Here is a 25,415-nt window from a genome sequence, read left to right as displayed (position 1 = left end):
GGTTTTATTTGCTTACACATTTTTTCCCTTTAGCGTCTGATCTATTTTTAAATTCATCATGTAATGTCTTTAATATATCATCCAATTCTTCTTTTTCTTCGTCACTCAACCCATCATACGACATATATTCTTCAATATTTTCTAATAGTCCAATTGAAGCAACTTTTTTGTAATAACTAAAAGAAAGACTTTGTCCATTAATTTTACCGAATTGTGACAAAGATGTAGCCATTACGTCAATTAGACCTTGCATATAATGATGCATATAATTATTTATTCGTTGCCGATCTTCTGGATCAACATTATTAAACTCACCTTCAATAACCTTAAGGCGTAAATACCTGTCTATTAATCTATATAGACTAGCATCTTCTTCTGGAGAAGTTGTGTCAGAATTAAGTTTTCCGCTTTCAAGTCCGTATAACAGTATAGCATGAACGGATTCATGAATAACAGTTGCCGCTACCGCTAAATCGGTTCCATTATTTAATAAATCAGGATTTAGACCTATTTCAATCTCTAATTTATCTAGATCCCAAGCCGAATCATAAACATTACTAGTATGACCCTGAAAATCTGTTCCTTCCAAACTTTCATCTACTGCAAAAACTAAGTTAAAGTTGGTATTATCATCTTCAAAAATATCCAGTACGAGTTTTGTTAATGGGCCCGTTCTAGACAATGATTTAATGGCAACTCTAGATTGACATTTATAATCCTCTTCAAATGATGGATCTACGATTATTCGATCAGGCTCTTCATCCGTTGGATTTGAAGATAAATATCCACTCCCATCATCAGAATTCGAATAATTATTATAAGCGCTTAAATACACGGTTCCATTACCTGGACTAGAAACCCATACATATTCACTACTACTTCCATTATATTGTGTATGAGTATATTGGTAATTACCACTATTATTTCTCCAATACCAATCTGTATAATAATATGTTGTCACTCTTACATATCCTCCTCGATCACCATCAGTATTACAACCTGGGTTCGTAGGAGCATCACAATCATCCCCTGAACATCTTGGATAAGCAGTGCTTCTAGCATAACATCTATTACCCAAAGGTAACGATTCAATGTTTTCAACATCGATATCAACGATAGAATTCAATAATTCACCTTTATCATAATATTCCATCATTTCTACCACTCCTTTATCGTTATATAGGTAAACATCTCCTGTATACAGTTCTGGTGCGAAATAATAAACATTAATTGACTCATTATTTTCTTTTTTAGGGACCAACTTAACGATATAATAAATTAGCTCGTCAGTGTCTTTTATCCCTACTAGTACCTTATAAATTGATGAATCATATTTTTCAGATTCGATACTAGATGGTTTAAATTGATTTGTATTAAATTCAAACCAATTAATTTCGTCTGATTTAGCTCTTAAATAATTATCCCAATTCACTTCTATGTTTCCTTTTATTAATTGCAAAGGATCTTCAAAATTATCAAGAGTGAAATTATCTTTAATTCGTTTAACAAATTCTTGTAATTCCGATTGTTGTTCAGTCAAAATTTCTTGATCGCTAATGACATCATTAGTTTCACAACCTGCAAATAATAACGAAATTGATAACACAAATACAATACCAAAAAATCTATACAATTTATTCATAGTTCAGGTTTAATTTTAATTCAAAGATTGAACCAGCAATTATGCCGCTTTTCCATAAAACAAAAAAGAGGAAAAACACCCTTTTTGATATGAAAAAGTGAAGCCCTAAAATAACAAAACCCCTGCTTTTTCAGGGGTCTAAGGGTTGTGGAGCATATCGGAGTCGAGCCGATGACCTTTTGGCTGCCAGCCAAATATTTATTATCTGACTATCAGTATTTTAAGTGGATTTTACATTAATTACATATGCTTTACATATGTTTTGTTCTTCTTAATAATCCTTACTTTTCTAAAATCAAGATAGAATTTATATGTTATGGTTTCAATTTTCAACTAAATCTGTTGTCCAAATTACTGGATATTTTATATAATAGTTTTTTCGTTTTTCTATCAAATACATTTTTTTGAATACACTGTTTTTAAAAAAACGTTTTTCTTTTAATTCATTTCTTTTTTCATTAATACTTTCAATAGTATCAAACCTTAACTTGTTAAGGTCTTTAATCTTACAAGTGTCTATCTCACCACTTGCACTCAATGTAAACCTCTCCTTCCCGATGAAGAAAATATGAGCTTTAGATTTATTATAAATTTTCCTAAACTTTTTCACCTTCTCTATGCCTCCTCCTTCTAATGCCAAATTAATTGTTTCGTTGTTCGAATCATCAAAATGAAGATAAATCGTATCATCTTTTTGAGAAAAAGTGGTAAAAGGTAACCCAAAAAACAGGACTATTATTAGGCTATTAATTAATTGTCGCATGATTCATTTTTATTAGTATTCACATAACCTTGAATTACTTCATTTATCCTATCCTTTTCAGCTTGAGATAGGCTTTCCCACGTATGTATAGACTCATCTCCAGCTTCTGCACCATACCTCAAACCTTCCCATGCTAAGTCTAAATAGAATTGATCTGAATGAGCACCACTATCGAACTCTTTTAATACGTCGGCAATTGTTTGTCTATAGTGAGTAGCCATTTGCTGATGTTGCCAATTATTATGTCTTCTATAATAATCATATATTCCTGGAAAATTATCTCTTATACTTTTAATATAATCAATATGTTGCTGGTTACTCCATCCATTAAAATCCAAATGACCTTGATTGGCAAGAGATAACAACTTTCTATACATTTCAGCATGTATAACCTCATGTATTATCGTTTTAGCCGTTAATAAATTGGGCCTGTAAGCTACGCCATGTTCGTTAGAATTATTATTTAAAGCAATTGTAACAACAAAGTCAGGTGAATTAGTATTTGTTAAATTATCAGGTGCGCGTGTTTCTCCTCTTGCATTTCCTAAATCATCCATTATGAATTTAAGGTGAGCTACAGGAAAATCTCCATCAAACTTTTTTATAGCCGCCTTAAAACCGCTACTTAAATTCTGCAATTTATAATAAACACAAAGCGCCTTAGTTCTTTTCATTGAATAATCTAATATTATTCTGTTTGGTTCAACAGCAGTTGGTGGGTTAGATGAATAATGCCCCCCTCCTTCTCCATCACTATGGTAATATTCGTAAGAATTTTGATATAATGGCCCTGAACCCCCAGAAGATACCCAAACATACTCTGAGCTACTTCCATTATAACTAGTATCTCTATACTCATATCTGCCACTGCTCATTCTTGTATACCAATCTGTATAATAATATGTTGTCACTCTTACATACCCTCCTCGATCTCCATCAGTATTACAACCCGGATTTGTTGGCGCATCACAATCTCTACCTGTACACCTTGGATAAGCAGTATCTCTTGCATAACATCTATTTCCTAATGGTAAAGCTCCTAGATTTTCAACATCAATATCAACGATAGAGCTTTTCAATTCACCTTTATCATAATATTCCATCATTTCTACCGCTCCCCTATTGTTATAAACATAAATATCTCCAGTGTACCCATCTGGCTTTAAATAATATGCGTTTTTTGAATCATTAGCACCCTTTTTTGGTGTCAATTTAACTACATAATAAAATAACTCGTCAGTTTCTTTTATCCCTGCTAACACCTTATAAGTTGACGAATCATATATTTCAGATTCGATTGCAGATGGTTTTAATTGGTTCGTATTGAATTCAAACCAATTAACGTCATCTGTTTTAGCTCTTATATGATTTTCCCAATTCACCACAATGTTACCTTTTATCAATTGCAAAGGATCTTCAAAGTTCTCAAGTGTAAAATTTTCTTTAATTCGTTGTACGACTTCAGATAATTCAGATTGTTGTTCTGCCAAATCTGCTTGATCCATAACAACATCATTCGTTTCGCAATTGGTAAAAATTACCAGTATACATAATACAAATACGATACCAAAAAATCTATACAATTTATTCATAGTTCAGGTTTAATTTTAATTTAAAGTTTGAACTAGCAATTATGCCACTTTTCCATAAAACAAAAAAGAGGAAAAACACCCATTTTGATATAGGGTTTTTCCTGTTTCTTTATCAATACATACCTAAAACTAGTAGTAATTTCATTATTGGCAGTAACGCTTAAGTGAGAAATTAATGAAATCTAAAAACAAAAAAGCCTTGTATTTAAAAATACAAGGCTTTTATTTTGGTGGGCGCGAAGGGATTCGAACCCCTGACCCCTTGGGTGTAAACCAAGTGCTCTGAACCAACTGAGCTACGCGCCCGAATGCGGATGCAAATATAATTTAGTTTTTAATACTGGCAAAAAAATTATCAAAAAATATTACACAACTTCAGCAACTACGAAAGTACTACCACCTATAAATATCACATCTTTTTCTGTTGCATTCTTAAGTGATTTTTTATATGCTTGATTTACTGACAAGTACGTTTCACCATTCAAATCAAACCGACTAGCTCTTTGCTGTAATACGTTTGCTTCTAAACCACGAGGAATATTTGGTTTACAAAAATAATATGTAGCATTTGTAGGAAACATAGGTAAAATTTTGTCTAAATCTTTATCATTAACCACACCTAAAACTATATGCAATTGTTCAAAGTTCTCTTCCGATAACTGCTCTAGCACAAAAGTTAAACCTTCTTTATTGTGTGCAGTGTCACAAATTACATTAGGTCGATTCTGTAAAACTTGCCAACGCCCCAACAACCCTGTGTTTTTAGCTACCTTTAAAAGTCCCGATTCTATACTTTTTTCAGAAATCTCGTAACCACTCAATAATCTTAAGGTTGCTACTGCAGCTTTAACATTCTTTTGTTGATATCTCCCCAACAAATCTGTTTTATACTCTTTACCTATAATACTCTCAGAAAAATTAAGCGCTGTTTTACGCTCGTTAGCGATACTTATAAATACTTCTATAGTTTCTTTTTGTTTTTCGCCAATAACTACCGGTATTCCTTCTTTTATAATTCCCGCTTTTTCAAAAGCAATTTCGGACAGCGTCTCTCCTAAAAATTGCGTGTGATCATAACCAATATTGGTAATTACCGAAACTTCAGGAGTAATTATATTCGTAGAATCTAACCTTCCTCCTAAACCAACTTCTATAATTGCTATATCAACTTCTTTTTTTGCAAAAAAGTAAAAAGCCAACCCTACCGTCATTTCAAAAAACGACAGTCCTTGCTTCTCAAGAAATTCTTTATTGTCTTTAATAAAATCAATCACCTCTTTCTCTCTGATCATTTTATTATTGACTTTAATGCGCTCTCTGAAGTCTTTTAAATGTGGTGAGGTATATAATCCTACTTTATATCCTGCTTCTTGCAAAATAGAAGCTATCATATGACAGGTAGAACCTTTACCATTCGTTCCTGCTACATGTATACTTTTAAACTTTTGATGCGGATCATCGAGGTACTCCGAAAAGGCAAGCGTGTTCGTTAAGTCTTTTTTAAATGCCGTCTTCCCTTGACGCTGATACATTGGAAGTTGAGAAAACATCCAATCTAAAGTTTGTTGATAGTTCAATGTAAATCTAAGAGTTTAGTTGAAGTTAACAATCACAAAACCTACTTGCTTTAATGGAGCTTTAGAGTCAATATTCCATTTATATGACATAGCCGATCTTTTAGCAGGTGCTAATAGGCAAGGTGCGGTATTCGTTGAACCTTTTACACCTGGTGTTGCTTTAATTACTTTACCAGATTTATTAACCTCAATTTTTACCACTACTCTTCCATATTCATTGCAATCTTGTTGATAGGCCGTACCTTTTCTAACAAGGTTTCTACCTTTAAGTCCGTAACCTCCACTTCCGCTTCCATCACCAAAATAGCTAATACCGTATGGATCTCCACTCAATTGCCCTTTATCACCAGCTCTACTATCATTACCTTCTCCTCCGGTAGCTGTACCATCAGAATTGTTTAGACCGCCCATCATGGCATCTAATTTTTTACGTTTCGCTTCTTGCTCCGCTCTTTTTCGTTCTTCGGCTGCTTTGCGCGCTTGTTCGATTCTTTCAGCTTCCTCTTTTTTTCGTTTGGCTTCGGCCTCAGCTTTTCGTTTAGCATCTTCTTCTGCCTTACGACGAGCCTCTTCCGCTTTTTTAATTTTTAGTGATTCATCAGCTTCTGATGTTACTACTTTCTCAGATGCAACTTCAGGTTCTGCTACTGATTCTTCAACCTCTTCAGTAGGAGTTTCTTCTACAATTTCTTCTAGAGTTTCTTCAATGGGTTCTTCTTCTACAGGAGTAGATTTAATTGGTTCTGTAGGTTGAATATTTCCACTTCCAAAATCAGTTGTTCCAAAATTTACAGCAATTCCTAATTCTTCTGGAGGGTCAAGATATGTCATTCCAAATGTAAAAATCACAAGTAAAAGCAATCCCATAATTACCGTTGTAATTGCTGCTGATTTTCTTTTATGTGGTGTATCTAAAAATGACATTTTTAATTGGGCCTTACCGCCAAAATTACTTTAAATTTATTTCTATTTGCTACGTCCATAACCAAAACCGCTTTTTCAATAGGTACAGTTTCCTCTACCCGCAACAATACCGTAGGATTCTCTCGATTCGCCAATAGTGTTCGTAATTCTGCCTCAATAGCTCCTTCATTAACGAGCTTGTTATTAACGTAATAATTTTCATTTTTCTTAATGCTAACAGCAATATGTTGCGTATTTGTTGATTTCCCTCTTGCTTTAGGTAAAATTAAATCTAATGCATTTGGCGTACTAGCGGTTAACATAAAAAAGATCAATAGTAAGAACACGATGTCAGTCATTGATGACATACTAAATTCAGGACTTACCTTATTTCTATTTTTAAATTTCATAATCTTAAGCCGGTTCGTTCAATAGGTCTAAAAACTCTACTGCCTTTGCTTCCATTTCATGCACCACTTTATCCGTTCTTACTACAATGTGATTATAGGCCATGTAAGCAATAATACCAACTACTAATCCGGCTACTGTTGTTGTCATCGCCGTATAGATACCTGATGCCAGCGAGCCCATCTCGGCTTGCCCACCACTTGTTGCCATTTCATGAAAGGCAAGAATCATACCAACAACGGTTCCTAAAAAACCAATCATTGGCGCAGCTCCGGCAATTGTTGCAAGAACACTTACATTCTTTTCGAGTTTATAAATTTCTAAACTTCCTGCATTTTCAATTGCCTTATTAATGTCTTCTAATGGTTTTCCGATGCGTGAAATTCCTTTTTCAATCAATCGTGCAGCAGGTGAAGAAGCTTGTGCACATAAAATTTGTGCTGCTTCTACCTTGCCATTAGAAACATGATCTCGAATTTGGTTCATGAAATTTTTATCAGTTTTTGAGGCCGCTTTTATAGCAAAAAAGCGTTCAAAATAAATATAGAGACCTACAACCAGCAATAGTAATAATACAAGAATTACTACCTGACCGCCAATGCCGCCATCCATAATTAATTGATAAATTGAAAGGGTTTTTTCTTCTGAGACTACTTCTTCTAAGTTCTCTTGAGCTGTTTGTGCTCCATCTTGAATACTTAAAAACATAAAATTCTTCTTAATTAGGGGGAATACTATTTTCTAACGAAAATACGAGGGCAAAATTGTTTTGTTGCAAATAAAAAACCCGAGAAATTTCTCGGGTTATAATTTATAATATTGATCTCATGGCAATAAAGACTATTGCACCGGCAATAAAACCAGCAAATGCAAGCCAGCTAATTTTTCTTAAATACCAGAAAAAATCTATTTTTTCCATACCCATTGCAACTACTCCAGCTGCAGACCCAATAATCAGCATACTACCTCCCGTACCGGCAGAATAAGCGATAAAATGCCATAGTGGATTATCTAATGGCTCAGAGAACATTCCTAAGCTTGCTGCCACTAATGGTACATTATCAATTATTGCTGATCCTATTCCTAAAAGGATTACTACTAAATCTGAAACTCCTGTACCTTGTAATTCGGTGCTTAACATAGGCGTCGATTCACGTAGCCAATTTGCAAAACCAAACAATTGCCCTAAAGATTCTAGTGCCGCTACCGCCAATAGAATACCCAAGAAGAAAAGTATACTTGGCATTTCTATTTTTGATAATGCGCCATGTACAGGACTATGGTGTGCATGATCTTCGTGCTCTGAAGGTATCACAGCAGATGAAATGCTAAACTTCGTTCGGCTATAAATTTCAGCAAAAGTAGCTACCACTCCTAAAGACAACATCATTCCAACATAAGGTGGTAAATGCGTAACCGTTTTAAATATAGGTACAAATACTATGGCACTTAAACCAAGATAAAACATGATTTTACCATATTTATTAGCCTCACCTCCGGTATCTTCAACATCTTCAATTTCACCTCTAAAGGCCTTCATTCTTGAAGCTAAGAAAGATGGAATTAACATACAAACCAACGATGGAATTAGTAAATACATTATGAGTTTACCTGTAGAAACTTTTTTACCAATCCATAACATAGTTGTTGTTACATCTCCAATAGGAGACCAAGCACCTCCAGCATTTGCCGCGATAATAATTAAACCAGCAAACCAAATTCTGTCTTCCCTTTTTAAAACTATTTTTCTCAAAATTGTAATCAATACAATGGTAGCAGTAAGGTTATCAATAATGGCTGACAGAATAAATGCCAAAAAACTAAATATCCATAAAAGTTTTGCTTTACTTTTTGTTCGCACAAAAGATTTAATTGTAGCAAAACCATTAAAGTAATCTATGATCTCAACAATTGTCATTGCACCAAGCAAGAAAACCAGAATTTCAGCAGTCTTACCCAAATGATGCAACAAGGTTTCTTCCATAAGGTGCATTTTCTCTTCATGGCCCAATGATTTAAAACCATCTACCAAAGCCCCTTTCGCAGAATCAAACCAATTTGGAAATGCATCGATACCAAATGCAATCAAAGCCCAACAGAGAGCCATCATAACTAAAGCCGGAATAAGCTTATCTATCTTTAAAGAATGTTCTAATGTAATTGCTAAATATCCTAAAACGAAGATTAAAATGATGAGTGATTCCATTCGGTTAGTTTTTAAGTTTATGTGAGATTTAAAGATATAAAATTATATCAATTGTTCAAGTGCAATTTTAAAAGCAGTTGAACTTATCTCTTTTTTAGACATTTTTTTAGTGTAAACTTTCTCTAAAGCTTTATAAATAGTTTTTGAAGTATCGTTAAAAATGGCTTCATCATTCATAGATACTTTTCGTTCCATAAAGTAAGCGAAAACCCTCGCCATACCACAATTAGAAATAAAGTCGGGAATTAAACTTACTTGCTTATCGGTGTGCTCCATAATTGGTCCGAAGAAAATTTCAGGGTCCGCAAAAGGAACATTAGCTCCACAAGAAATTACCTCTAAACCAGAATCAATCATTACATCAATCTGATCTTTGGTTATTAATCTAGAAGCAGCGCAAGGCGCAAAAATTTCGGTTTCAAGTTTCCAAATGCGCTCATTCATCTCTTGAAAAGGAATCAATTCATCTGCAATTAAAGTATTTCCTTTTTTATTTAAGAAAAATTGTTTGATCTCTCCAAAGGAAAACCCATCTTCATTAATTACACCTCCCGCTCTATCAATTATTCCAACTACTTTAGCCCCCATTTGTGCCAGGTAATAAGCCGCCGCTGAACCAACATTACCAAAGCCTTGAATTACGGCTTTTTTCCCATTTACATCGCCACCATAAATGGTATAATAATGCTTAACTGCTTCAGCTACACCAAAGCCAGTAACCATGTCTGCCACCTTATACTTTTTAGTAATATCTGGAGTATACTCTTCACTTTCGATTACCTTGATCACACCATGACGTAGTTGCCCAATTCTATTAATTTTATCTGCTTCGGTTGGTTTAAAATGTCCATTAAAAACACCCTCTTGAGGGTGCCAAACTCCACTTTCTTCGGTAATCGGGATTACTTCGTGAATTTCATCAACATTTAAATCCCCTCCTGTACCATAATAACTTTTTAGCAAGGGCGAAACTGCCGCATACCATCTTTCTAAAACTCCATGTTTTCTTGGATCTTCCGGGTCAAAGTTAATTCCTGATTTTGCTCCTCCAATTGCCGGGCCGGAAACTGTAAATTTAACTTCCATAGTTTTAGCCAATGACAATACCTCATTCATATCTAACCCCTTACGCATTCTAGTACCGCCACCGGCAGCGCCTCCTCGTAATGAATTAATAACGGTCCACCCTTCAGCTTCTGTTTCAGAATCTTTCCAATTGAAAACTATTTCAGGTTGTTTAGTTTCATATTTATGTAGTAAATCTTTCATGATCACGCTTAGAAACCCTACGATTGTTAGGGTTGTTTTTTAATTAAACTTTAATTTATCTGTCTGAAGTGTTCAAAATATATGCTCCCAATATGGGAGTTAGCGCTGATCCATGATAAAATATTTATAATTAGAAATTGAGCAAATATAGAATAAATGTTAGCTTTTTGGTATAAAAATTTTACCAGAAGAATGATCTTTTTTAGCACCGGTCACAGAACTCAAAACATTTATTTTATGTTGCGATTTAAGTAATCCTAAAAATGCAAAAATTAAAGCTTCTTTATATTCAACAATTTTTCCTTCAGGAATATGAACTTTAACCTTCGTTAATTGCAAAATTCTAGAAATTAAAAAATCATTAAATGCTCCACCGCCCGTTACTAGAACCGAACCTTCCGTTTTTATAAATTGATTTGAAATTTGAATTGCGATATGCTCAACAAATGTACATAATACATCTTTTACGTCAAGATCAAATTCATCTATTAAGGGAAATATACATTCTTCTACCCATTCTAGACCCAATGATTTAGGTGGTTTTTTAGCATAAAAAGCCAATGAATTCAATTTATCTAATAATTGTAGATTAACTTCCCCTTGAGATGCATTTTTTCCTTTATCATCGTAATCAACCCCAAGCACTTTTGAATAGTGATTTAGCACAATATTTACAGGGCATATATCATAAGCCACTCGTTTTTCATTTTCTTCATAAGATATATTAGCAAAACCACCTAAGTTTAAGCAATATTCATTTTCAGAGAATAATAATTGATCACCAATAGGAACCAACGGAGCGCCTTGTCCTCCAAAATCAACGTCTTGAGTTCTAAAATCACAAATCACTTTATAATTGGTTTTATCTGCAATCTCTTGGCCATTACCAATTTGAATGGTATAACCATCTTCCGGTTTATGAAAAATGGTATGACCATGTGAAGCAATAAAATCTATTTTTGTAATCATATTTTGTTTTACAAAATCATTAATCAAGTTCCCTAGAAATCGTCCGTAACTAACATCGAGTTGCTCCGCAGCCGATTGACTCGAATAGGCATTCATTAATTTTTGCTTCCATTCGCCGGAATATGCAATGGTGGTTGCATTAATAATTTTAAATGAATATGGCGATTGTTTATCAAACAATGCGTACACAATATCCACTCCATCTAGAGAAGTACCAGACATCAAGCCAATGGCATGAGAAATACTTTTTTGCATATCTGTAAAAATAGGAAAAGTCTGTTGAAAATATCCTGTTAAAGAAGTATCTTTGGGCACAATTTTTACGAATCTAATAATTTAATATACAAAATGGATTTTAGCCTTACCGAAGAGCATTTAATGATTCGCGATGCGGCTCGCGATTTTGCCCAAGCTGAATTATTGCCGGGCGTAATTGAACGTGATGAAAAGCAACAATTTCCAGACGAGCTGGTTAGAAAAATGGGTAAACTTGGCTTTTTAGGAATTATGGTTGATCCAAAATATGGCGGAAGTGGCATGGATACTATTTCTTATGTATTAATTATGGAAGAATTATCGAAAATTGATGCATCAGCCTCCGTAATGGTATCTGTAAATAACTCTTTAGTATGTTATGGGTTAGAAGCCTATGGAACTGAAGACCAAAAACAAAAATATCTAACCAAACTAGCAACAGGAGAATACCTAGGTGCTTTTTGTTTAAGTGAGCCTGAAGCTGGTTCTGATGCTACGTCACAAGCTACTACTGCAGAAGACAAAGGAGATTACTACCTTTTAAATGGAACGAAGAATTGGATTACTAATGGTGGTCGCGCTGACGTATATCTTGTAATAGCTCAAACAGATAGAGATAAAGGCCATAGAGGTATCAATGCTTTTATTATTGAAAAAGGCATGTCAGGATTTGATATAGGTCCAAAAGAAGACAAACTAGGAATTCGTGGTAGCGATACCCACACGTTACAATTTAATGACGTCAAAGTTCCTAAAGAAAATAGAATTGGTGAAGACGGTTTTGGATTTAAGTTTGCAATGAAGACCTTATCGGGCGGACGAATTGGAATTGCTTCACAAGCCCTGGGAATTGCCTCTGGAGCTTATGAATTGGCTCTTAAATACTCTAAAGAACGTAAAGCCTTCGGCACAGAAATTTGCAACCATCAAGCCATCGCTTTTAAATTAGCAGATATGGCTACCGAAATTGAAGCTGCACGTCATTTAGTAATGAAGTCGGCATGGGATAAAGATCAAGGCAATAACTATGATCAATCTGGTGCAATGGCAAAATTATATGCTTCGAAAGTAGCAATGGAGCAAACTGTAGAAGCAGTTCAAATTCATGGTGGTAATGGTTTTGTTAAAGAATATCACGTTGAACGTTTAATGCGTGATGCAAAAATTACACAGATCTACGAAGGAACATCTGAAATTCAAAAAATAGTTATTTCGAGAAGTTTGATAAAAGGCTAAATTTTTAGTAATACAGTGAAAAAAGTCCGGTTTTAACCGGATTTTTTTTATTTATCTAATTCAACTTTATGTAAGTGCAAGCCTGAAGCTGGGGCTATTGTTTTAATAAATTGGTCTTCACAAGCATCGGTTAAGCTTTGCTGAATAAATTCTAAATCATAATTACCTCTACCCAATTCTATTAATGCCCCCATGATCAAACGAATCTGGTTTCGTAAAAATCCACTAGATCTAATAATTAACACATAGCTTTTCTCAGGAAAAAATGAAGCTTTCAGTTCGATATTTTCTTTAATTTCACAAAAGTCAATTGTACGTTCGGTTTTGGTCTCATTGGAAGGCTTTGTACAATAACGCCTAAAATTATGATAACCTTCAAAGAGCTTAGCAGCCTTCATCATTAATTCAATATCTAATACATCAATAAAACCGGTTAAAAATGGAGCGCAATATGGGTGGTTCTTCTTCCCAAAAGAAAAATAATATCTATACTCTTTAATCTTTGGATGTTGGATAATATTAAAGTTTTTAAGGCGCATCTTTTCCACTTTAAGTGCCCTAATATCTGCTGGAGAATTCCGATTAAAATCCTTTAAAAACTGTAAGGGTTTAATCTCTTGATCAATAAAAAATTGAAAAAAATAATCAGTGGAAGAAACTTTCGCATCTGTTCTCCCAACACCAATTGTCTTAAACCTTACTTCGTTAAACACAAATTTTAAAGTTTTATCTAAAATAAAATGAACAGTTTTTTGATTAGGCTGCTTTTGCCAACCATGAAATCGAAAGCCCAAATATTGAAATTGAACTAGATAGGAAAAATTATAATTCATAAATCAAAGCTATAATAATTCCTTAATCCATTTTCCATTTCATCATGATTACAACAATTTTAATGTAGAATTTTCATTTTTTTTATCAAAAATCGCATTTTTATGACATTAAGAATTTATAAAGTGTATTTTTTATAACCCCTAATTTTTAGGGGGTATCATTTCCTTTTTTTATCATTTTATAAAATTAACCCCTATTTTTTTGATATATAAAATTAAAAATACTATCATTTTTAAATCTTAACCCCTATAAAAATTTGTTAAAATCAAATTTTTGTTGAAATATTTGCAACGAAAATTTAAAAACGTTGCATTATGCTTAAAACAAGACCCTTATTATTTAGTACGTTATTAATTATGAGCTTTACCTCTTTTTCTCAAGAACAAAAAAAAGAAGAAACAAAAAAATTTACATTAACCGGAAGTGTTGATGCTTATTTTAGAACAAACTTTAATGCCCCAAATGATGAAGCGGCCGTGGCACCAGGATCATCTTTTGCAAATTTGTCAGGCTTTGCACTCGGCATGGCTAATGTTGTTGCCAGCTATGAAGGTAAAAAAGTAGGCTTTGTTGCAGATCTAGTATATGGTCCTCGGGGTGAAGATGCGACCTTCAACTCTCCTTTTTTAAGACCGGGAGGCAGCTCTAACATAGTAAATCAATTATATGCTTACTGGAATGTTTCTGAAAGTGTAAAATTAACTTTCGGAAACTTCAATACTTTTTTGGGCTATGAAGTTATATCTCCTACAGGCAACTTCAATTATAGCACAAGCTACCTATTCTCATACGGGCCATTTAGCCACACAGGGTTAAAAGCAGATTTTTCTTTATCAGAAAAATTTAGCTTGATGCTGGCGATAATGAATCCTACCGATGCTACCGAGTTCAATCCAAATGGAAATTATGCTTTTGGTGCCCAACTGGGTTATAGTGGCCAATACTTAAATTTCTTAGCCGATGACGGAGCCTTTGAAATTGATTTTACCGGAGGCTTTGATCTTTCTGAGAAATTCTTTTTAGGTATCAACGCAGCATATTTTGATGGTGGTGATGATACTGATGTGGGCTTCGGTGGAGTTGCTTTATACCCTCAATATACTGTTTCAGAAACATTGGCAATTGGTTTAAGAGGCGAATACTTCGCTGAAGATGGTGAGTTTGGAGCTATAGGAACTGGAACCGAAGATTCAAGCGTTTTCGCCACAACATTAACAGCTAACATAAAAATTGGCGATTTAACAATAACACCAGAATTACGCTTAGATGCAAGTTCAGATGACTTTTTCTTAGATAATGATGCAGAAGCTCAAAAAAGCCTAAGCTCATTTGTACTAGCCGCAGTTTATGCATTTTAACTAATAAGACTAAAATTTAGAATCATGAAAAAAGTAGAAGCAATTATAAGAAAATCCAAATTCAGTGCAGTAAAAGAAGCATTGCATGAAGTTGGTGTGAACTTCTTCTCTTATTGGGATGTTACCGGTTTAGGTAATGAAAAAGAAGGACATGTATATAGAGGTGTAACCTACAGCACTAGTGATATCCAAAGAAGATATTTATCGATAGTAGTTAATGACAATTTTGAAGAAGCAACTATCAAAGCTATTCTCTCTTCTGCATCAACAGGTGAGGTCGGAGATGGAAAAATCTTTGTATCAGATATCAATGAGTGCTACAGAATAAGAACAGGAGAAAAAGGTGGCGAAACCTTAAAATAAAAACTATTTAATCAACAAGAATTATGGAATTATTAACCACAAATAATGTATGGATGATGATCTGTACAGCACTAGTTTTCTTTATGCACTTAGGTTTTGCATTTTTAGAAATAGGGTTAACAAGGCAAAAAAATACAATTAACATTCTATTTAAAAATATATTCATTATAACAGTTGGTCTGTTACTCTATTGTTTAGTGGGGTTCAATCTAATGTATCCTGGATTCGCAGAAGGTTCATCTGGATTCTTTGGCTTTGCTGGATTTGGTTTAGACGCGCCATTAACAACCGAAGGCGCTTTAGATCTTGCATATAATGAAGGCTATACCTACTGGACAGATTTCTTATTTCAAGGAATGTTCGCAGCAACCGCAGCCACAATTGTTTCTGGTGCTGTGGCCGAACGTATGAAAATAGCTCCTTTTATGATATTTACCATCATGTATGTAGGTATCATTTATCCTTTAGCCGGATCTTGGAAATGGGGTGGCGGATTTTTAGATATGAGAACAACCCCCTTTTATGATTTTGCAGGTTCAACCCTTGTACATTCTGTAGGAGGATGGGCCGCACTGGTAGCGGTATGGCTATTAGGGTCACGTATTGGAAAATTTAAAGATGGAAAACCAATGGCGATTCCTGGTCATAACATTCCTTTAGCAACGGCTGGGGTAATCATTTTATGGCTTGGTTGGTTTGGTTTCAACGGAGGATCTGTATTGTCTGCTAATCCAACATTAACCTCTTTAACTCTGGTAACAACTTGTTTAGCAGCAGCAGCGGGTGGCGTTGTTTCTTTTTTGGTTTCAACCACTCTGTATAAAAACTTTGACCTCACGATGTTTTTAAATGGTATACTTGGAGGTTTAGTGGGTATAACAGCAGGTGCTGACCAAATGAGTCCAACTGATGCAATTATTATTGGAGGAATAGCCGGAGCACTTATTGTATTTGCCGTTAGTCTAATTGATAAGCTACGCTTAGATGACCCAGTTGGAGCCATTGCAGTACATTTAGTTTGTGGTATCTGGGGAACGCTAGCAGTAGGCATTTTTGGAGAATTAGCAGGCGGAGCGCAATTTTTAAGTCAATTAATAGGTGTTGCCTCATACGCTGCAATTTGCATTATCAGTTCCTTTATTATCATTTTCACATTAAAGAAAACTATTGGAATACGTGTTAGTGAAAAAGAAGAGTTAGAAGGATTGGACAAATACGAACATGGCATGAATGCTTATCCAGATTTTAGACTTAATGAGCATTAATTGACAAAACCATCTAAAACTTTATTTACAATTTGATAATTTTCCCCCTTAAATTTTATCATTTTACAAAAAATGCAATGATATTTTAAATTCATTGCATTTTTTTTATTATAACTTTATTGTTTAACACAAATAATATAGCTTTGGCTCGATTTTAATGAAAATTATTCAATAATATGAAAAATCAAGGATTGTATTTGAATGAGTTTGAGCGTGATAATTGTGGAGCTGGTTTTATCTGTAACCTACATGGTAAAAAGTCTAATGAAATTATACATAATGCCTTAGAAATTTTAGTAAAACTTGAACATAGAGGTGCCGTAAGTGCCGATGGTAAAACCGGAGATGGCGCAGGAATTTTAATCGATATACCGCATGAATACTTTAAACGCGTATGCAGCTTTGATTTACCCAATATTAAAGAATATGCCGTTGGTATGGTATTTCTACCACAAAGCCAAAATCAAAGAAAGTATTGCATTTCAATTTTTGAAGAAGAATTAAAACATCAGGATTTAGTAATTTTAGGTTGGCGATTCGTTCCTGTTGATAGATCTGTTCTTGGAGATATAGCCGCACAAACCGAACCATATGTTAAGCAGGTATTTATTGGAAAGAGTGGCGATATATCAGATGCTCAATTCAAAGCCAAACTTTTTGCAGCAAGAAAGGTTACAGAGAATAAAATAGCAACATCAAAAATCTCAGAAGCTGATTATTTTTATTTACCCAGCCTATCAACAACAACGTTGATTTATAAAGGCCTTTTAGTTCCAGAAGATATCAGTCGTTACTATACGGATTTGCAACAACCAGACGTGGTTACACGGCTAGCTCTCGTACATCAGCGATTTTCTACAAACACATTTCCGTCTTGGGATCTCGCTCAACCTTTTAGATATATGTGTCATAATGGCGAAATTAATACACTAAGAGGAAATGTAAGCAGAATGCGTGCACGTGAAGAACTAATGCAAAGCGGATTATTTGGTGAAAGCCTAAAAGATGTTTTCCCGATCATTAGAGAAGGGAAATCAGACTCTGCATCAATGGACATGGCCTTAGAACTACTTTTAATGACAGGACGTTCTTTGCCTGAAGTAATGATGATGATGGTACCTGAAGCATGGGAAAAACATCAAACAATGAGTAAGGATAAAAAGGCATTTTATGAATATAATTCTTGTATTATGGAGCCCTGGGATGGTCCAGCTTCCGTACCATTTACTGATGGGGATTATATCGGCGCTTTATTAGATAGAAACGGACTACGCCCTTCTCGATATACAGTTACTAAAGACGGTAATGTAATAATGTCATCAGAAATAGGTGTGCTAAATATTCAACCAGAAAATGTTGTGAAACATGGGCGCTTAGAACCAGGGAAAATGTTTTTGGTAAACATGAATGAAGGACGCATTATCGAAGATGAAGAAATTAAAAGCCTGATAATCTCAAAACACCCCTATAAAGAATGGATTAAAAAGCACACGTTACCATTAGCAAAAGTTCCATATACCAATAATAAATGTGCCGTAGAACTTACTGATTACGCTACCCGTTTACGAATATTTGGATATACTCACGAAGATATTTCTACGATCATTACTCCAATGGCACTAAAAGCAAAAGAAGCCATTGGCTCGATGGGTACAGATACACCATTAGCCGTGCTTTCTGATCAACCACAATTGTTATATAATTATTTTAAACAGTTATTTGCTCAGGTAACCAACCCTCCATTAGATGGTATCCGTGAGGAAATAATTACTGATATCAGCTTAGCTATTGGCGGTGACAGAAATATTTTTGATGTTGTACCAGAACAAGCTAAAAAACTACGGATTCAAAATCCTGTAATTTCAAATGAAGATTTAGATAAGATCAAAAATATTGATCATCCAGATTTCAAAGCACATTCTATCTCGATTCTCTATGATGTAGAAAAAGGCGTAAATGGATTAGAAAATAGATTGGAGGCGGCATTAAGGGAAGCCGAAAAGGCAGTAGACGAAGGAGCAAACATAATTATCCTTTCAGATAGAGGTGTTAACGAATACTATGCTCCCATACCAGCACTTTTAGCCTGTTCATACCTTCACCACACTTTAAATAGATTAAAAAAGCGTTCAAAATTTGGAATTGTTTTAGAAACGGCAGAGCCACGAGAACCGCATCACTTCGCAACGCTTTTTGGGTATGGCGCAAGTGCTATTAATCCATATTTGGTAAATGAAATTATTACATCGCTTGTTGAGAACAAAACATTAAAAGATATTGCTCCTCATAAGGCTGTAGAAAACTTTAACAAAGCAATTGGTAAAGGGCTATTGAAGATAATGAATAAAATAGGCATTTCTACCTTGCACTCTTATAGAGCCTCGCAAATTTTTGAGATTGTTGGTTTAAAGCAATCTTTTACGAAGAAATATTTTCCATTTACACCATCAAGAATCGAAGGAATCGGAATTTATGTACTAGAAAAAGATATTATTAAACGCCATAGAAAAGCCTTTGCTAAAAAGGCAATTCCACAGGTATTAGATTTAAACATTGGTGGAGATTATCGATGGCGCAGAAATGGAGAGAAGCATTTGTTCAATCCAACTACGGTTTCAAAACTCCAACAGGCAGTAAGAGGCAAGAACATACAGGCTTATGAAACTTATTCAAAGGCAATTAATAACCAAAATAAAAGCTTAATGACTCTTAGAGGGTTATTTGAATTCAATAACCTTGATCCAATTCCAATTGAAGAAGTTGAACCATGGACAGAAATTGTAAAAAGATTTAAAACAGGTGCAATGTCATATGGTTCTATCAGTAAAGAAGCGCACGAAAATCTTGCCATAGCCATGAACCGAATTGGTGGTAAAAGTAACTCGGGTGAAGGCGGTGAGGATAAAAATCGTTTCAAACCTTTACCCAATGGAGATTCTAAAAATAGTGCCATTAAACAAGTTGCATCTGGTAGATTTGGTGTTACAAGTAATTATTTAACAAATGCCAGTGAAATACAAATTAAAATGGCACAAGGAGCTAAACCAGGAGAAGGTGGACAACTTCCGGGAGAAAAAGTATTGCCATGGATTGCAGAAGTAAGAAACTCCACTCCCTATGTAGGCTTAATATCACCGCCACCACATCACGATATTTATTCAATAGAAGACCTTGCGCAGTTAATATTCGACCTTAAAAATGCCAATAGAGAGGCTAGAATCAATGTAAAACTAGTATCGAAAGTTGGTGTAGGTACTATTGCTGCTGGCGTAGCAAAAGCTAAAGCTGATGTTATACTAATTTCAGGTTATGATGGTGGTACAGGAGCCTCTCCGTTAACCTCGTTGAAACATGCTGGTTTACCATGGGAATTAGGTATAGCCGAAGCTCAACAAACCTTAGTGTTAAACGATTTAAGAGGAAGAGTTGTATTAGAATGTGATGGCCAATTAAAAACGGGACGTGATGTGGCTATTGCAGCCTTATTAGGTGCTGAAGAGTTTGGTTTCGCAACTGCTCCTTTAGTAGCATCGGGCTGTATAATGATGCGCGCATGTCATTTAAACACTTGTCCGGTTGGTATTGCTACGCAAGATCCTGAGTTGCGAAAAAACTTCAAGGGCACACCAGAGCATGTAATTAACTTCATGTATTTCGTTGCAGAAGAAGTACGACAAATAATGGCTAAGCTTGGCTTTAGAACCTTAAAAGAAATGGTTGGTCAGACCCATAAAATTAATGCCAATCCTGCTATTGATCATTATAAAGCAAAAGGAATTGATCTTTCAGCTATACTATATCAACCGCAATATGATGAAAAAGCACAACTTTCAAATTCTAAGAAACAAGATCATAAATTAGAGAATGTATTAGACACAAAAATAATTAAAGACACCAAAGAATCTGTATTTAACAAAACAAGAATAGACTTAAAATATCCTATTCAAAATACAGACAGAGCGGTTGGTGCCATTATGAGCAATGAAATATCAAAGCTATATGGAAGTGATGGTTTACCAGATGACACGCTACATCTTACTTTTAAAGGATCGGCAGGACAAAGTTTTGGTGCTTTTGCAACAAAAGGCCTTACTCTTAAAGTTGAAGGAGAGACTAACGATTATCTTGGTAAAGGCTTATCAGGCGCGAAAATTATTATTAAAAAACCTTCTGAAGCCGATTTCAAAGCTGAGGAGAATATTATTACCGGAAATGTAAGCTTCTACGGAGCAGTATCTGGTCAAGCATTTATTAATGGCATTGCCGGTGAACGATTTGCTGTGCGTAATTCTGGAGTAACCACAGTAGTTGAAGGTGTTGGAGATCATGGTTGTGAATATATGACCGGCGGTAAAGTTGTAGTGCTAGGAAAAACAGGTAGAAATTTTGCTGCTGGAATGAGTGGTGGAATTGCATATGTTTATGATAAAAACAAAGAATTTAGAAATGGCTTATGTAATATGGAAATGGTAGAGCTAGAAGAATTAACCTCTCAAGACAAAAAAGAGCTCAATAATTTAATTGAAAATCATAAAGAATATACTGAAAGTCGTTTAGCAGAAAAGTTACTAAACAACTGGAAAGTGGAAATAAATCATTTCGTAAAAGTATTTCCGATTGACTATAAAAAAGCATTAGCTCGCCTAGCCAAAGAGGGAGCTCAAGTAGAACAACTAACAGCATAGATTATGGGAGAATTAGGTGGTTTTAAAAAGTACATGAGAGAGGATGAAAAAAATAAAGCAGTAAAAGCTCGTGTTCAAAATTATAATGAGTTTACTGTTCCTCTAGAAGAAGGTAATCAAAAAAAACAAGGTTCACGTTGCATGGATTGCGGAATTCCATTTTGTCATAGTGGTTGTCCGCTTGGTAATCTGATTCCCGATTTTAACGATGCCGTACATAATGGTGAATGGAAGTTGGCATCAGAAATTTTACATTCAACAAATAATTTTCCGGAATTTACAGGACGTCTATGCCCTGCCCCATGCGAAAAAGCTTGTGTACTGGGAATTATTGATAATCCTGTTTCAATCGAAAATATTGAAAAGAATATAGTAGAACGTGCCTTCTCAGAAGGATGGATTACTCCATTGCCCCCGCAAAAAAGATCTGGTAAAACGGTTGCAGTCATTGGCTCTGGCCCAGCAGGACTAGCTACAGCACAACAATTAAATAGAGCAGGCCATGCTGTGACCGTATTTGAAAGAGATGATGCCATTGGTGGTTTATTACGATATGGAATTCCTAACTTCAAATTAGAAAAAGAAATAATTGACAGAAGGATTGCTATTCTGGAGGCCGAAGGAATAACATTTAAAACCAACATTAATGTAGGTAAAAATTATGATGTTAAGAACCTAGATGATTTTGATGCAATTGTTCTTTGTGGAGGTGCAACTGTACGAAGAAGTCTCCCAATAAAAGGTATTGATAGCAAAGGAGTTGTACAAGCAATGGACTTCTTAACGCAGCAAACCAAAGCACTCTATGATACCAAGCTAGAAAAAGAGGTAATAAGTGCTAAAAACAAACATGTAATTGTTATTGGTGGTGGTGATACCGGATCGGACTGTGTAGGTACCTCAAACCGACATGGAGCAAAATCAGTAACCAATTTTGAGATTATGCCTAAACCACCAATTAATAGAAGTGAAAAGACTCCTTGGCCTTTCTGGCCATTACAACTAAAAACAAGTTCTTCTCATGAAGAAGGATGTGATCGTAATTGGTTAATAAACACAAAAGAATTCATCACAAATGAAAGTGGTGAGTTAACTGCATTAAAAACAGTTGAAGTGGCATGGAAAATCGAACCAGATAAGCGACCAGAATTAATCGAAAAACCGAATACAGAAAAAATATGGCCTTGTGATTTGGCACTGCTAGCATTAGGTTTTACTGGTCCAGAAAACATGCTGGCAAATCAGTTAGGCATTGAACTAGATGCAAGATCGAATTACAAAGCTGAATATGGAAAATATCAAACCAATATTCCTCATATCTTCACGGCAGGCGACATGAGAAGAGGACAATCATTAATTGTTTGGGCCATTGCCGAAGGACGTGAAGCTGCAAAAGCAGTAGATGAGTATTTAATGCAAACCTCTTATTTACCAACAAAAGGTATAGGAGATTTAATATCTGTTTAAAATATAATAGCTATCAAAAAAATTAGAATATGCCTACTCTACCAAAACTAATTAGGTTTCAGGAAAACGTTGAGGCTAAATACAAAATATACAATAGTATATTTATGACTTTACCTTTTACAAGCATTACTAAAACGGGAGTTTTACTTCCCCTATTTCATGAAACTTGTAAAAAGGGATTTGCGAATGGCGATGATGCTTCTACAATTGTAAATAGTTTTTTTAAAAAGTATCAGGCTAGAAGAGATAAAAAAAGCCAGATTAATCTACTATTTAGATTTATACAATATATAGAAAGGCAGGTTGTACTATTTGATGCCATTGAAGATGCAGCATTTTCTACCGTAAATAATATGGATGGCATTGGTACTTTAAGAAGTCTTAAAGAATCGGCTAGTTCGAGTAATAATTTAGAAGAATTAAAAGAATATTTAGAAGATTTTAAAGTAAGAATTGTATTAACAGCACACCCAACACAATTTTATCCAGGATCCGTTTTAGGTATTATTACAGATTTATCAGAAGCCATTACTAAGAATGACTTAAAAAGAATAACTGAATTGATGGCTCAATTAGGAAAAACACCATTTTTTAAGCAAAAAAAGCCTACTCCATATGACGAAGCCATTAACCTAATATGGTATTTAGAAAATGTTTTCTATAAATCTTTTGGTAAAATTTATGATTATATAAAGCAAACTATTTTTGAAAATGATCAAATAGGTAATGATATTATAAATATCGGATTTTGGCCCGGAGGTGATCGAGATGGAAACCCATTTGTTACCGCCAAAACGACTTTAAAAGTTGCTGAAACATTAAAAACTACAATTCTTAAAAACTACTATAGAGATGTTCGGTCATTAAAAAGAAAGCTAACCTTTAATGGCGTAAAAGATAAGATAGTTTATTTAGAAGATTCTCTTTATAATAGCTTTACTCATTATGGCAACGATGAAATTACGCTTGATTTTCTTTCTTCAGAGCTCAAAGCGATAAAAGATTCTATAATTAATGAGCATCAATCATTATATCTTAATGACGTGGATAGCTTATTAAATAAAATTTCACTATTCGGTTTTCATTTCGCAACATTAGATATTAGACAAGATAGTAGAATTCATCATGCGGTTTTCACGAAAATGGTAAACGAACTCATTTCTAGTGGAAATACTATTTTTCCTAAAAACTACAACGAGCTATCTGAAAACGAGCAAATAAAAATATTATCTACGGTAAAAGAAACAGTCGATACTTCAGATTTTAATAATGAGGATGTAATTAATATTGTTGATACTATTAAAGCGATAAAAACCATTCAAAATAATAATGGTGAAAAAGCTGCGAATAGATATATAATAAGCAATAATCAAACTTCTTTAAATGTTATGCAATTATATACAATGTTAAAGCTTATAGCATTTGAAGATAAACTTACAGTTGACATTGTTCCTCTATTTGAAACCATCACTGATTTAGAGAATGCAAGTGACGTAATGGAAGAGTTATATACCAATACTTCATATAAAAAACATCTAAATGAAAGAGATAATAAGCAAACAATTATGCTTGGTTTTAGTGACGGAACAAAAGATGGTGGATATTTAATGGCCAATTGGGCTATCTTTAAAGCCAAAGAGAGACTAACTGAAATATCGAGGAAATACGGAATTGCAGTAATTTTCTTTGATGGGCGTGGTGGTCCGCCTGCAAGAGGTGGAGGAAAAACGCATCAATTTTATGCCTCGCTTGGGCCAACAATTGAAGCCAAAGAAGTTCAATTAACCATACAAGGACAAACAGTAAGTTCAAACTTCGGAACATTGGATTCTTCAAGATATAATTTAGAACAACTTATAAGCTCTGGAATTTCAAACAAGCTTAATAAGACAAATACAAAAATGCTAATTGACAATGTGTCGATCATGGAGAATCTGGCTGAAATAAGTCATAAAGCATATATGGATTTTAAAAGTCATCCAAAATTCTTACCATATCTAGAGAGAATGAGTACTTTAAAATATTATGCAAAAACGAATATTGGCAGTAGGCCTTCAAAAAGAGGGAAATCAAGTGGATTAGTATTTAGTGACTTACGTGCAATTCCATTTGTTGGCTCATGGAGTCAATTAAAACAAAATGTGCCTGGCTTTTTTGGGGTAGGAACAGCACTTAAATATTATGAAAACAATAACGAATTTGACAAAGTAATAAAGCTTTATAACGATTCTAGATTTTTTAAGACATTGATAGAGAATAGCATGATGTCGCTTTCCAAATCTTTTTTTGACCTTACCAAGTACATGAAGGATGATGAAGAGTTCGGAGAGTTTTGGGAAATAATTTATGAAGAATACACTACTACGAAACGTCTTATTTTAAAACTAACTGGTTATCAGGAATTAATGGAAAATGAGCCGTCAGGAAAAGCTTCTATTGATGTAAGAGAATCTATTGTTTTACCATTGTTAACAGTACAGCAATATGCACTGAAAAAAATCCAAGAACTACAGAAACAACCTGAGAAAAATAACGAGGAGATTGAGATTTTTGAAAAAATGGTTACACGGTCATTATTCGGTAATGTGAATGCCAGTAGAAATTCGGCTTAATATTTTTGAAA

At 34.5% G+C, this 25,415-nt stretch carries 18 protein-coding genes and 1 tRNA gene; 7 read left to right on the top strand and 12 right to left on the bottom strand.

The features are described 5' to 3' along the window. Positions 1-4: 4 nt before the first annotated feature. The 11 genes from AC1EUU_RS00095 to AC1EUU_RS00045 form a co-directional block, all read right to left on the bottom strand. Positions 5-1,642, bottom strand: a complete 1,638-nt coding sequence (locus tag AC1EUU_RS00095) for a hypothetical protein (RefSeq protein WP_480199334.1) — start codon at positions 1,640-1,642, stop codon at positions 5-7. A 322-nt stretch (positions 1,643-1,964) separates the two neighbouring features. Next, positions 1,965-2,405 carry a hypothetical protein gene (locus AC1EUU_RS00090; RefSeq protein ID WP_480199333.1) on the bottom strand — a complete coding sequence of 147 codons (441 nt, stop codon included), beginning with the start codon at positions 2,403-2,405 and terminating at the stop codon, positions 1,965-1,967. Continuing rightward, positions 2,393-3,997 carry a hypothetical protein gene (locus tag AC1EUU_RS00085; protein ID WP_480199332.1) on the bottom strand — a complete coding sequence of 535 codons (1,605 nt, stop codon included), beginning with the start codon at positions 3,995-3,997 and terminating at the stop codon, positions 2,393-2,395. The genes AC1EUU_RS00090 and AC1EUU_RS00085 overlap by 13 nt, the downstream gene beginning before the upstream one ends. A gap of 228 nt (positions 3,998-4,225) precedes the next feature. Continuing rightward, positions 4,226-4,303, bottom strand: a tRNA-Val gene (locus tag AC1EUU_RS00080). Between the two features lie 59 nt (positions 4,304-4,362). Next, on the bottom strand, positions 4,363-5,574 hold the full coding sequence (locus AC1EUU_RS00075; protein WP_480199331.1) for a bifunctional folylpolyglutamate synthase/dihydrofolate synthase: 1,212 nt from the start codon (positions 5,572-5,574) through the stop codon (positions 4,363-4,365). Between the two features lie 15 nt (positions 5,575-5,589). Beyond that, on the bottom strand, positions 5,590-6,498 hold the full coding sequence (locus tag AC1EUU_RS00070) for an energy transducer TonB (RefSeq protein WP_480199330.1): 909 nt from the start codon (positions 6,496-6,498) through the stop codon (positions 5,590-5,592). 2 nt (positions 6,499-6,500) lie between these two features. Further along, positions 6,501-6,887 carry an ExbD/TolR family protein gene (locus tag AC1EUU_RS00065; RefSeq protein WP_480199329.1) on the bottom strand — a complete coding sequence of 129 codons (387 nt, stop codon included), beginning with the start codon at positions 6,885-6,887 and terminating at the stop codon, positions 6,501-6,503. Positions 6,888-6,891: 4 nt separating this feature from the next. After that, positions 6,892-7,593: a MotA/TolQ/ExbB proton channel family protein gene (locus AC1EUU_RS00060; RefSeq protein ID WP_480199328.1), complete on the bottom strand. Its 702-nt coding sequence runs from the start codon at positions 7,591-7,593 to the stop codon at positions 6,892-6,894. A 103-nt stretch (positions 7,594-7,696) separates the two neighbouring features. Further along, positions 7,697-9,091: a sodium:proton antiporter NhaD gene (nhaD, locus tag AC1EUU_RS00055; RefSeq protein ID WP_480199327.1), complete on the bottom strand. Its 1,395-nt coding sequence runs from the start codon at positions 9,089-9,091 to the stop codon at positions 7,697-7,699. A gap of 42 nt (positions 9,092-9,133) precedes the next feature. After that, positions 9,134-10,360 carry a Glu/Leu/Phe/Val dehydrogenase dimerization domain-containing protein gene (locus AC1EUU_RS00050; protein ID WP_480199326.1) on the bottom strand — a complete coding sequence of 409 codons (1,227 nt, stop codon included), beginning with the start codon at positions 10,358-10,360 and terminating at the stop codon, positions 9,134-9,136. 159 nt (positions 10,361-10,519) lie between these two features. Next, entirely contained in the window at positions 10,520-11,644 is a 1,125-nt protein-coding gene (locus AC1EUU_RS00045) for an anhydro-N-acetylmuramic acid kinase (protein ID WP_480199325.1), read from the bottom strand. A gap of 33 nt (positions 11,645-11,677) precedes the next feature. Here AC1EUU_RS00045 and AC1EUU_RS00040 point away from each other — a divergent pair, with 33 nt between their 5' ends. Continuing rightward, complete coding sequence (locus tag AC1EUU_RS00040; protein ID WP_480199324.1) at positions 11,678-12,820, top strand: acyl-CoA dehydrogenase; 1,143 nt, start codon at positions 11,678-11,680, stop codon at positions 12,818-12,820. Between the two features lie 47 nt (positions 12,821-12,867). Here the strand turns inward: AC1EUU_RS00040 and AC1EUU_RS00035 are convergent, their stop codons facing one another. Next, entirely contained in the window at positions 12,868-13,653 is a 786-nt protein-coding gene (locus tag AC1EUU_RS00035; protein ID WP_480199323.1) for a tRNA pseudouridine synthase A, read from the bottom strand. 315 nt (positions 13,654-13,968) lie between these two features. On the opposite strand from AC1EUU_RS00035, the gene AC1EUU_RS00030 reads away from it, so the two are divergent. The 6 genes from AC1EUU_RS00030 to AC1EUU_RS00005 all read left to right on the top strand — a co-directional run bounded on the left by AC1EUU_RS00030 (position 13,969) and on the right by AC1EUU_RS00005 (position 25,404). Then, positions 13,969-15,012, top strand: a complete 1,044-nt coding sequence (locus AC1EUU_RS00030) for a porin (RefSeq protein ID WP_480199322.1) — start codon at positions 13,969-13,971, stop codon at positions 15,010-15,012. 24 nt (positions 15,013-15,036) lie between these two features. After that, positions 15,037-15,375, top strand: a complete 339-nt coding sequence (locus AC1EUU_RS00025) for a P-II family nitrogen regulator (RefSeq protein WP_480199321.1) — start codon at positions 15,037-15,039, stop codon at positions 15,373-15,375. Between the two features lie 23 nt (positions 15,376-15,398). Next, complete coding sequence (locus tag AC1EUU_RS00020) at positions 15,399-16,640, top strand: ammonium transporter (RefSeq protein WP_480199320.1); 1,242 nt, start codon at positions 15,399-15,401, stop codon at positions 16,638-16,640. A 176-nt stretch (positions 16,641-16,816) separates the two neighbouring features. Continuing rightward, positions 16,817-21,325, top strand: a complete 4,509-nt coding sequence (gene gltB / locus AC1EUU_RS00015; RefSeq protein WP_480199319.1) for a glutamate synthase large subunit — start codon at positions 16,817-16,819, stop codon at positions 21,323-21,325. 3 nt (positions 21,326-21,328) lie between these two features. After that, positions 21,329-22,792: a glutamate synthase subunit beta gene (locus tag AC1EUU_RS00010; RefSeq protein WP_480199318.1), complete on the top strand. Its 1,464-nt coding sequence runs from the start codon at positions 21,329-21,331 to the stop codon at positions 22,790-22,792. Positions 22,793-22,821: 29 nt separating this feature from the next. Further along, on the top strand, positions 22,822-25,404 hold the full coding sequence (locus AC1EUU_RS00005; RefSeq protein ID WP_480199317.1) for a phosphoenolpyruvate carboxylase: 2,583 nt from the start codon (positions 22,822-22,824) through the stop codon (positions 25,402-25,404). Positions 25,405-25,415: the final 11 nt, after the last annotated feature.

It is taken from the genome of Maritimimonas sp. 2205BS37-2 (genome assembly GCF_056591755.1).
Note: the sequence above shows the minus strand (reverse complement) of the source record. Positions and strands in the feature narration are given on the sequence as shown.

Bases quoted from the DNA above. Each gene is read 5' to 3' on its own strand.
- AC1EUU_RS00095 (WP_480199334.1), bottom strand. From the start codon at position 1,642: ATGAATAAATTGTATAGATTTTTTGGTATTGTATTTGTGTTATCAATT.
- AC1EUU_RS00090 (WP_480199333.1), bottom strand. From the start codon at position 2,405: ATGCGACAATTAATTAATAGCCTAATAATAGTCCTGTTTTTTGGGTTA.
- AC1EUU_RS00085 (WP_480199332.1), bottom strand. From the start codon at position 3,997: ATGAATAAATTGTATAGATTTTTTGGTATCGTATTTGTATTATGTATA.
- AC1EUU_RS00070 (WP_480199330.1), bottom strand. From the start codon at position 6,498: ATGTCATTTTTAGATACACCACATAAAAGAAAATCAGCAGCAATTACA.
- AC1EUU_RS00065 (WP_480199329.1), bottom strand. From the start codon at position 6,887: ATGAAATTTAAAAATAGAAATAAGGTAAGTCCTGAATTTAGTATGTCA.
- AC1EUU_RS00060 (WP_480199328.1), bottom strand. From the start codon at position 7,593: ATGTTTTTAAGTATTCAAGATGGAGCACAAACAGCTCAAGAGAACTTA.
- nhaD (WP_480199327.1), bottom strand. From the start codon at position 9,091: ATGGAATCACTCATCATTTTAATCTTCGTTTTAGGATATTTAGCAATT.
- AC1EUU_RS00050 (WP_480199326.1), bottom strand. From the start codon at position 10,360: ATGAAAGATTTACTACATAAATATGAAACTAAACAACCTGAAATAGTT.
- AC1EUU_RS00040 (WP_480199324.1), top strand. From the start codon at position 11,678: ATGGATTTTAGCCTTACCGAAGAGCATTTAATGATTCGCGATGCGGCT.
- AC1EUU_RS00035 (WP_480199323.1), bottom strand. From the start codon at position 13,653: ATGAATTATAATTTTTCCTATCTAGTTCAATTTCAATATTTGGGCTTT.
- AC1EUU_RS00030 (WP_480199322.1), top strand. From the start codon at position 13,969: ATGCTTAAAACAAGACCCTTATTATTTAGTACGTTATTAATTATGAGC.
- AC1EUU_RS00025 (WP_480199321.1), top strand. From the start codon at position 15,037: ATGAAAAAAGTAGAAGCAATTATAAGAAAATCCAAATTCAGTGCAGTA.
- AC1EUU_RS00020 (WP_480199320.1), top strand. From the start codon at position 15,399: ATGGAATTATTAACCACAAATAATGTATGGATGATGATCTGTACAGCA.
- gltB (WP_480199319.1), top strand. From the start codon at position 16,817: ATGAAAAATCAAGGATTGTATTTGAATGAGTTTGAGCGTGATAATTGT.
- AC1EUU_RS00010 (WP_480199318.1), top strand. From the start codon at position 21,329: ATGGGAGAATTAGGTGGTTTTAAAAAGTACATGAGAGAGGATGAAAAA.
- AC1EUU_RS00005 (WP_480199317.1), top strand. From the start codon at position 22,822: ATGCCTACTCTACCAAAACTAATTAGGTTTCAGGAAAACGTTGAGGCT.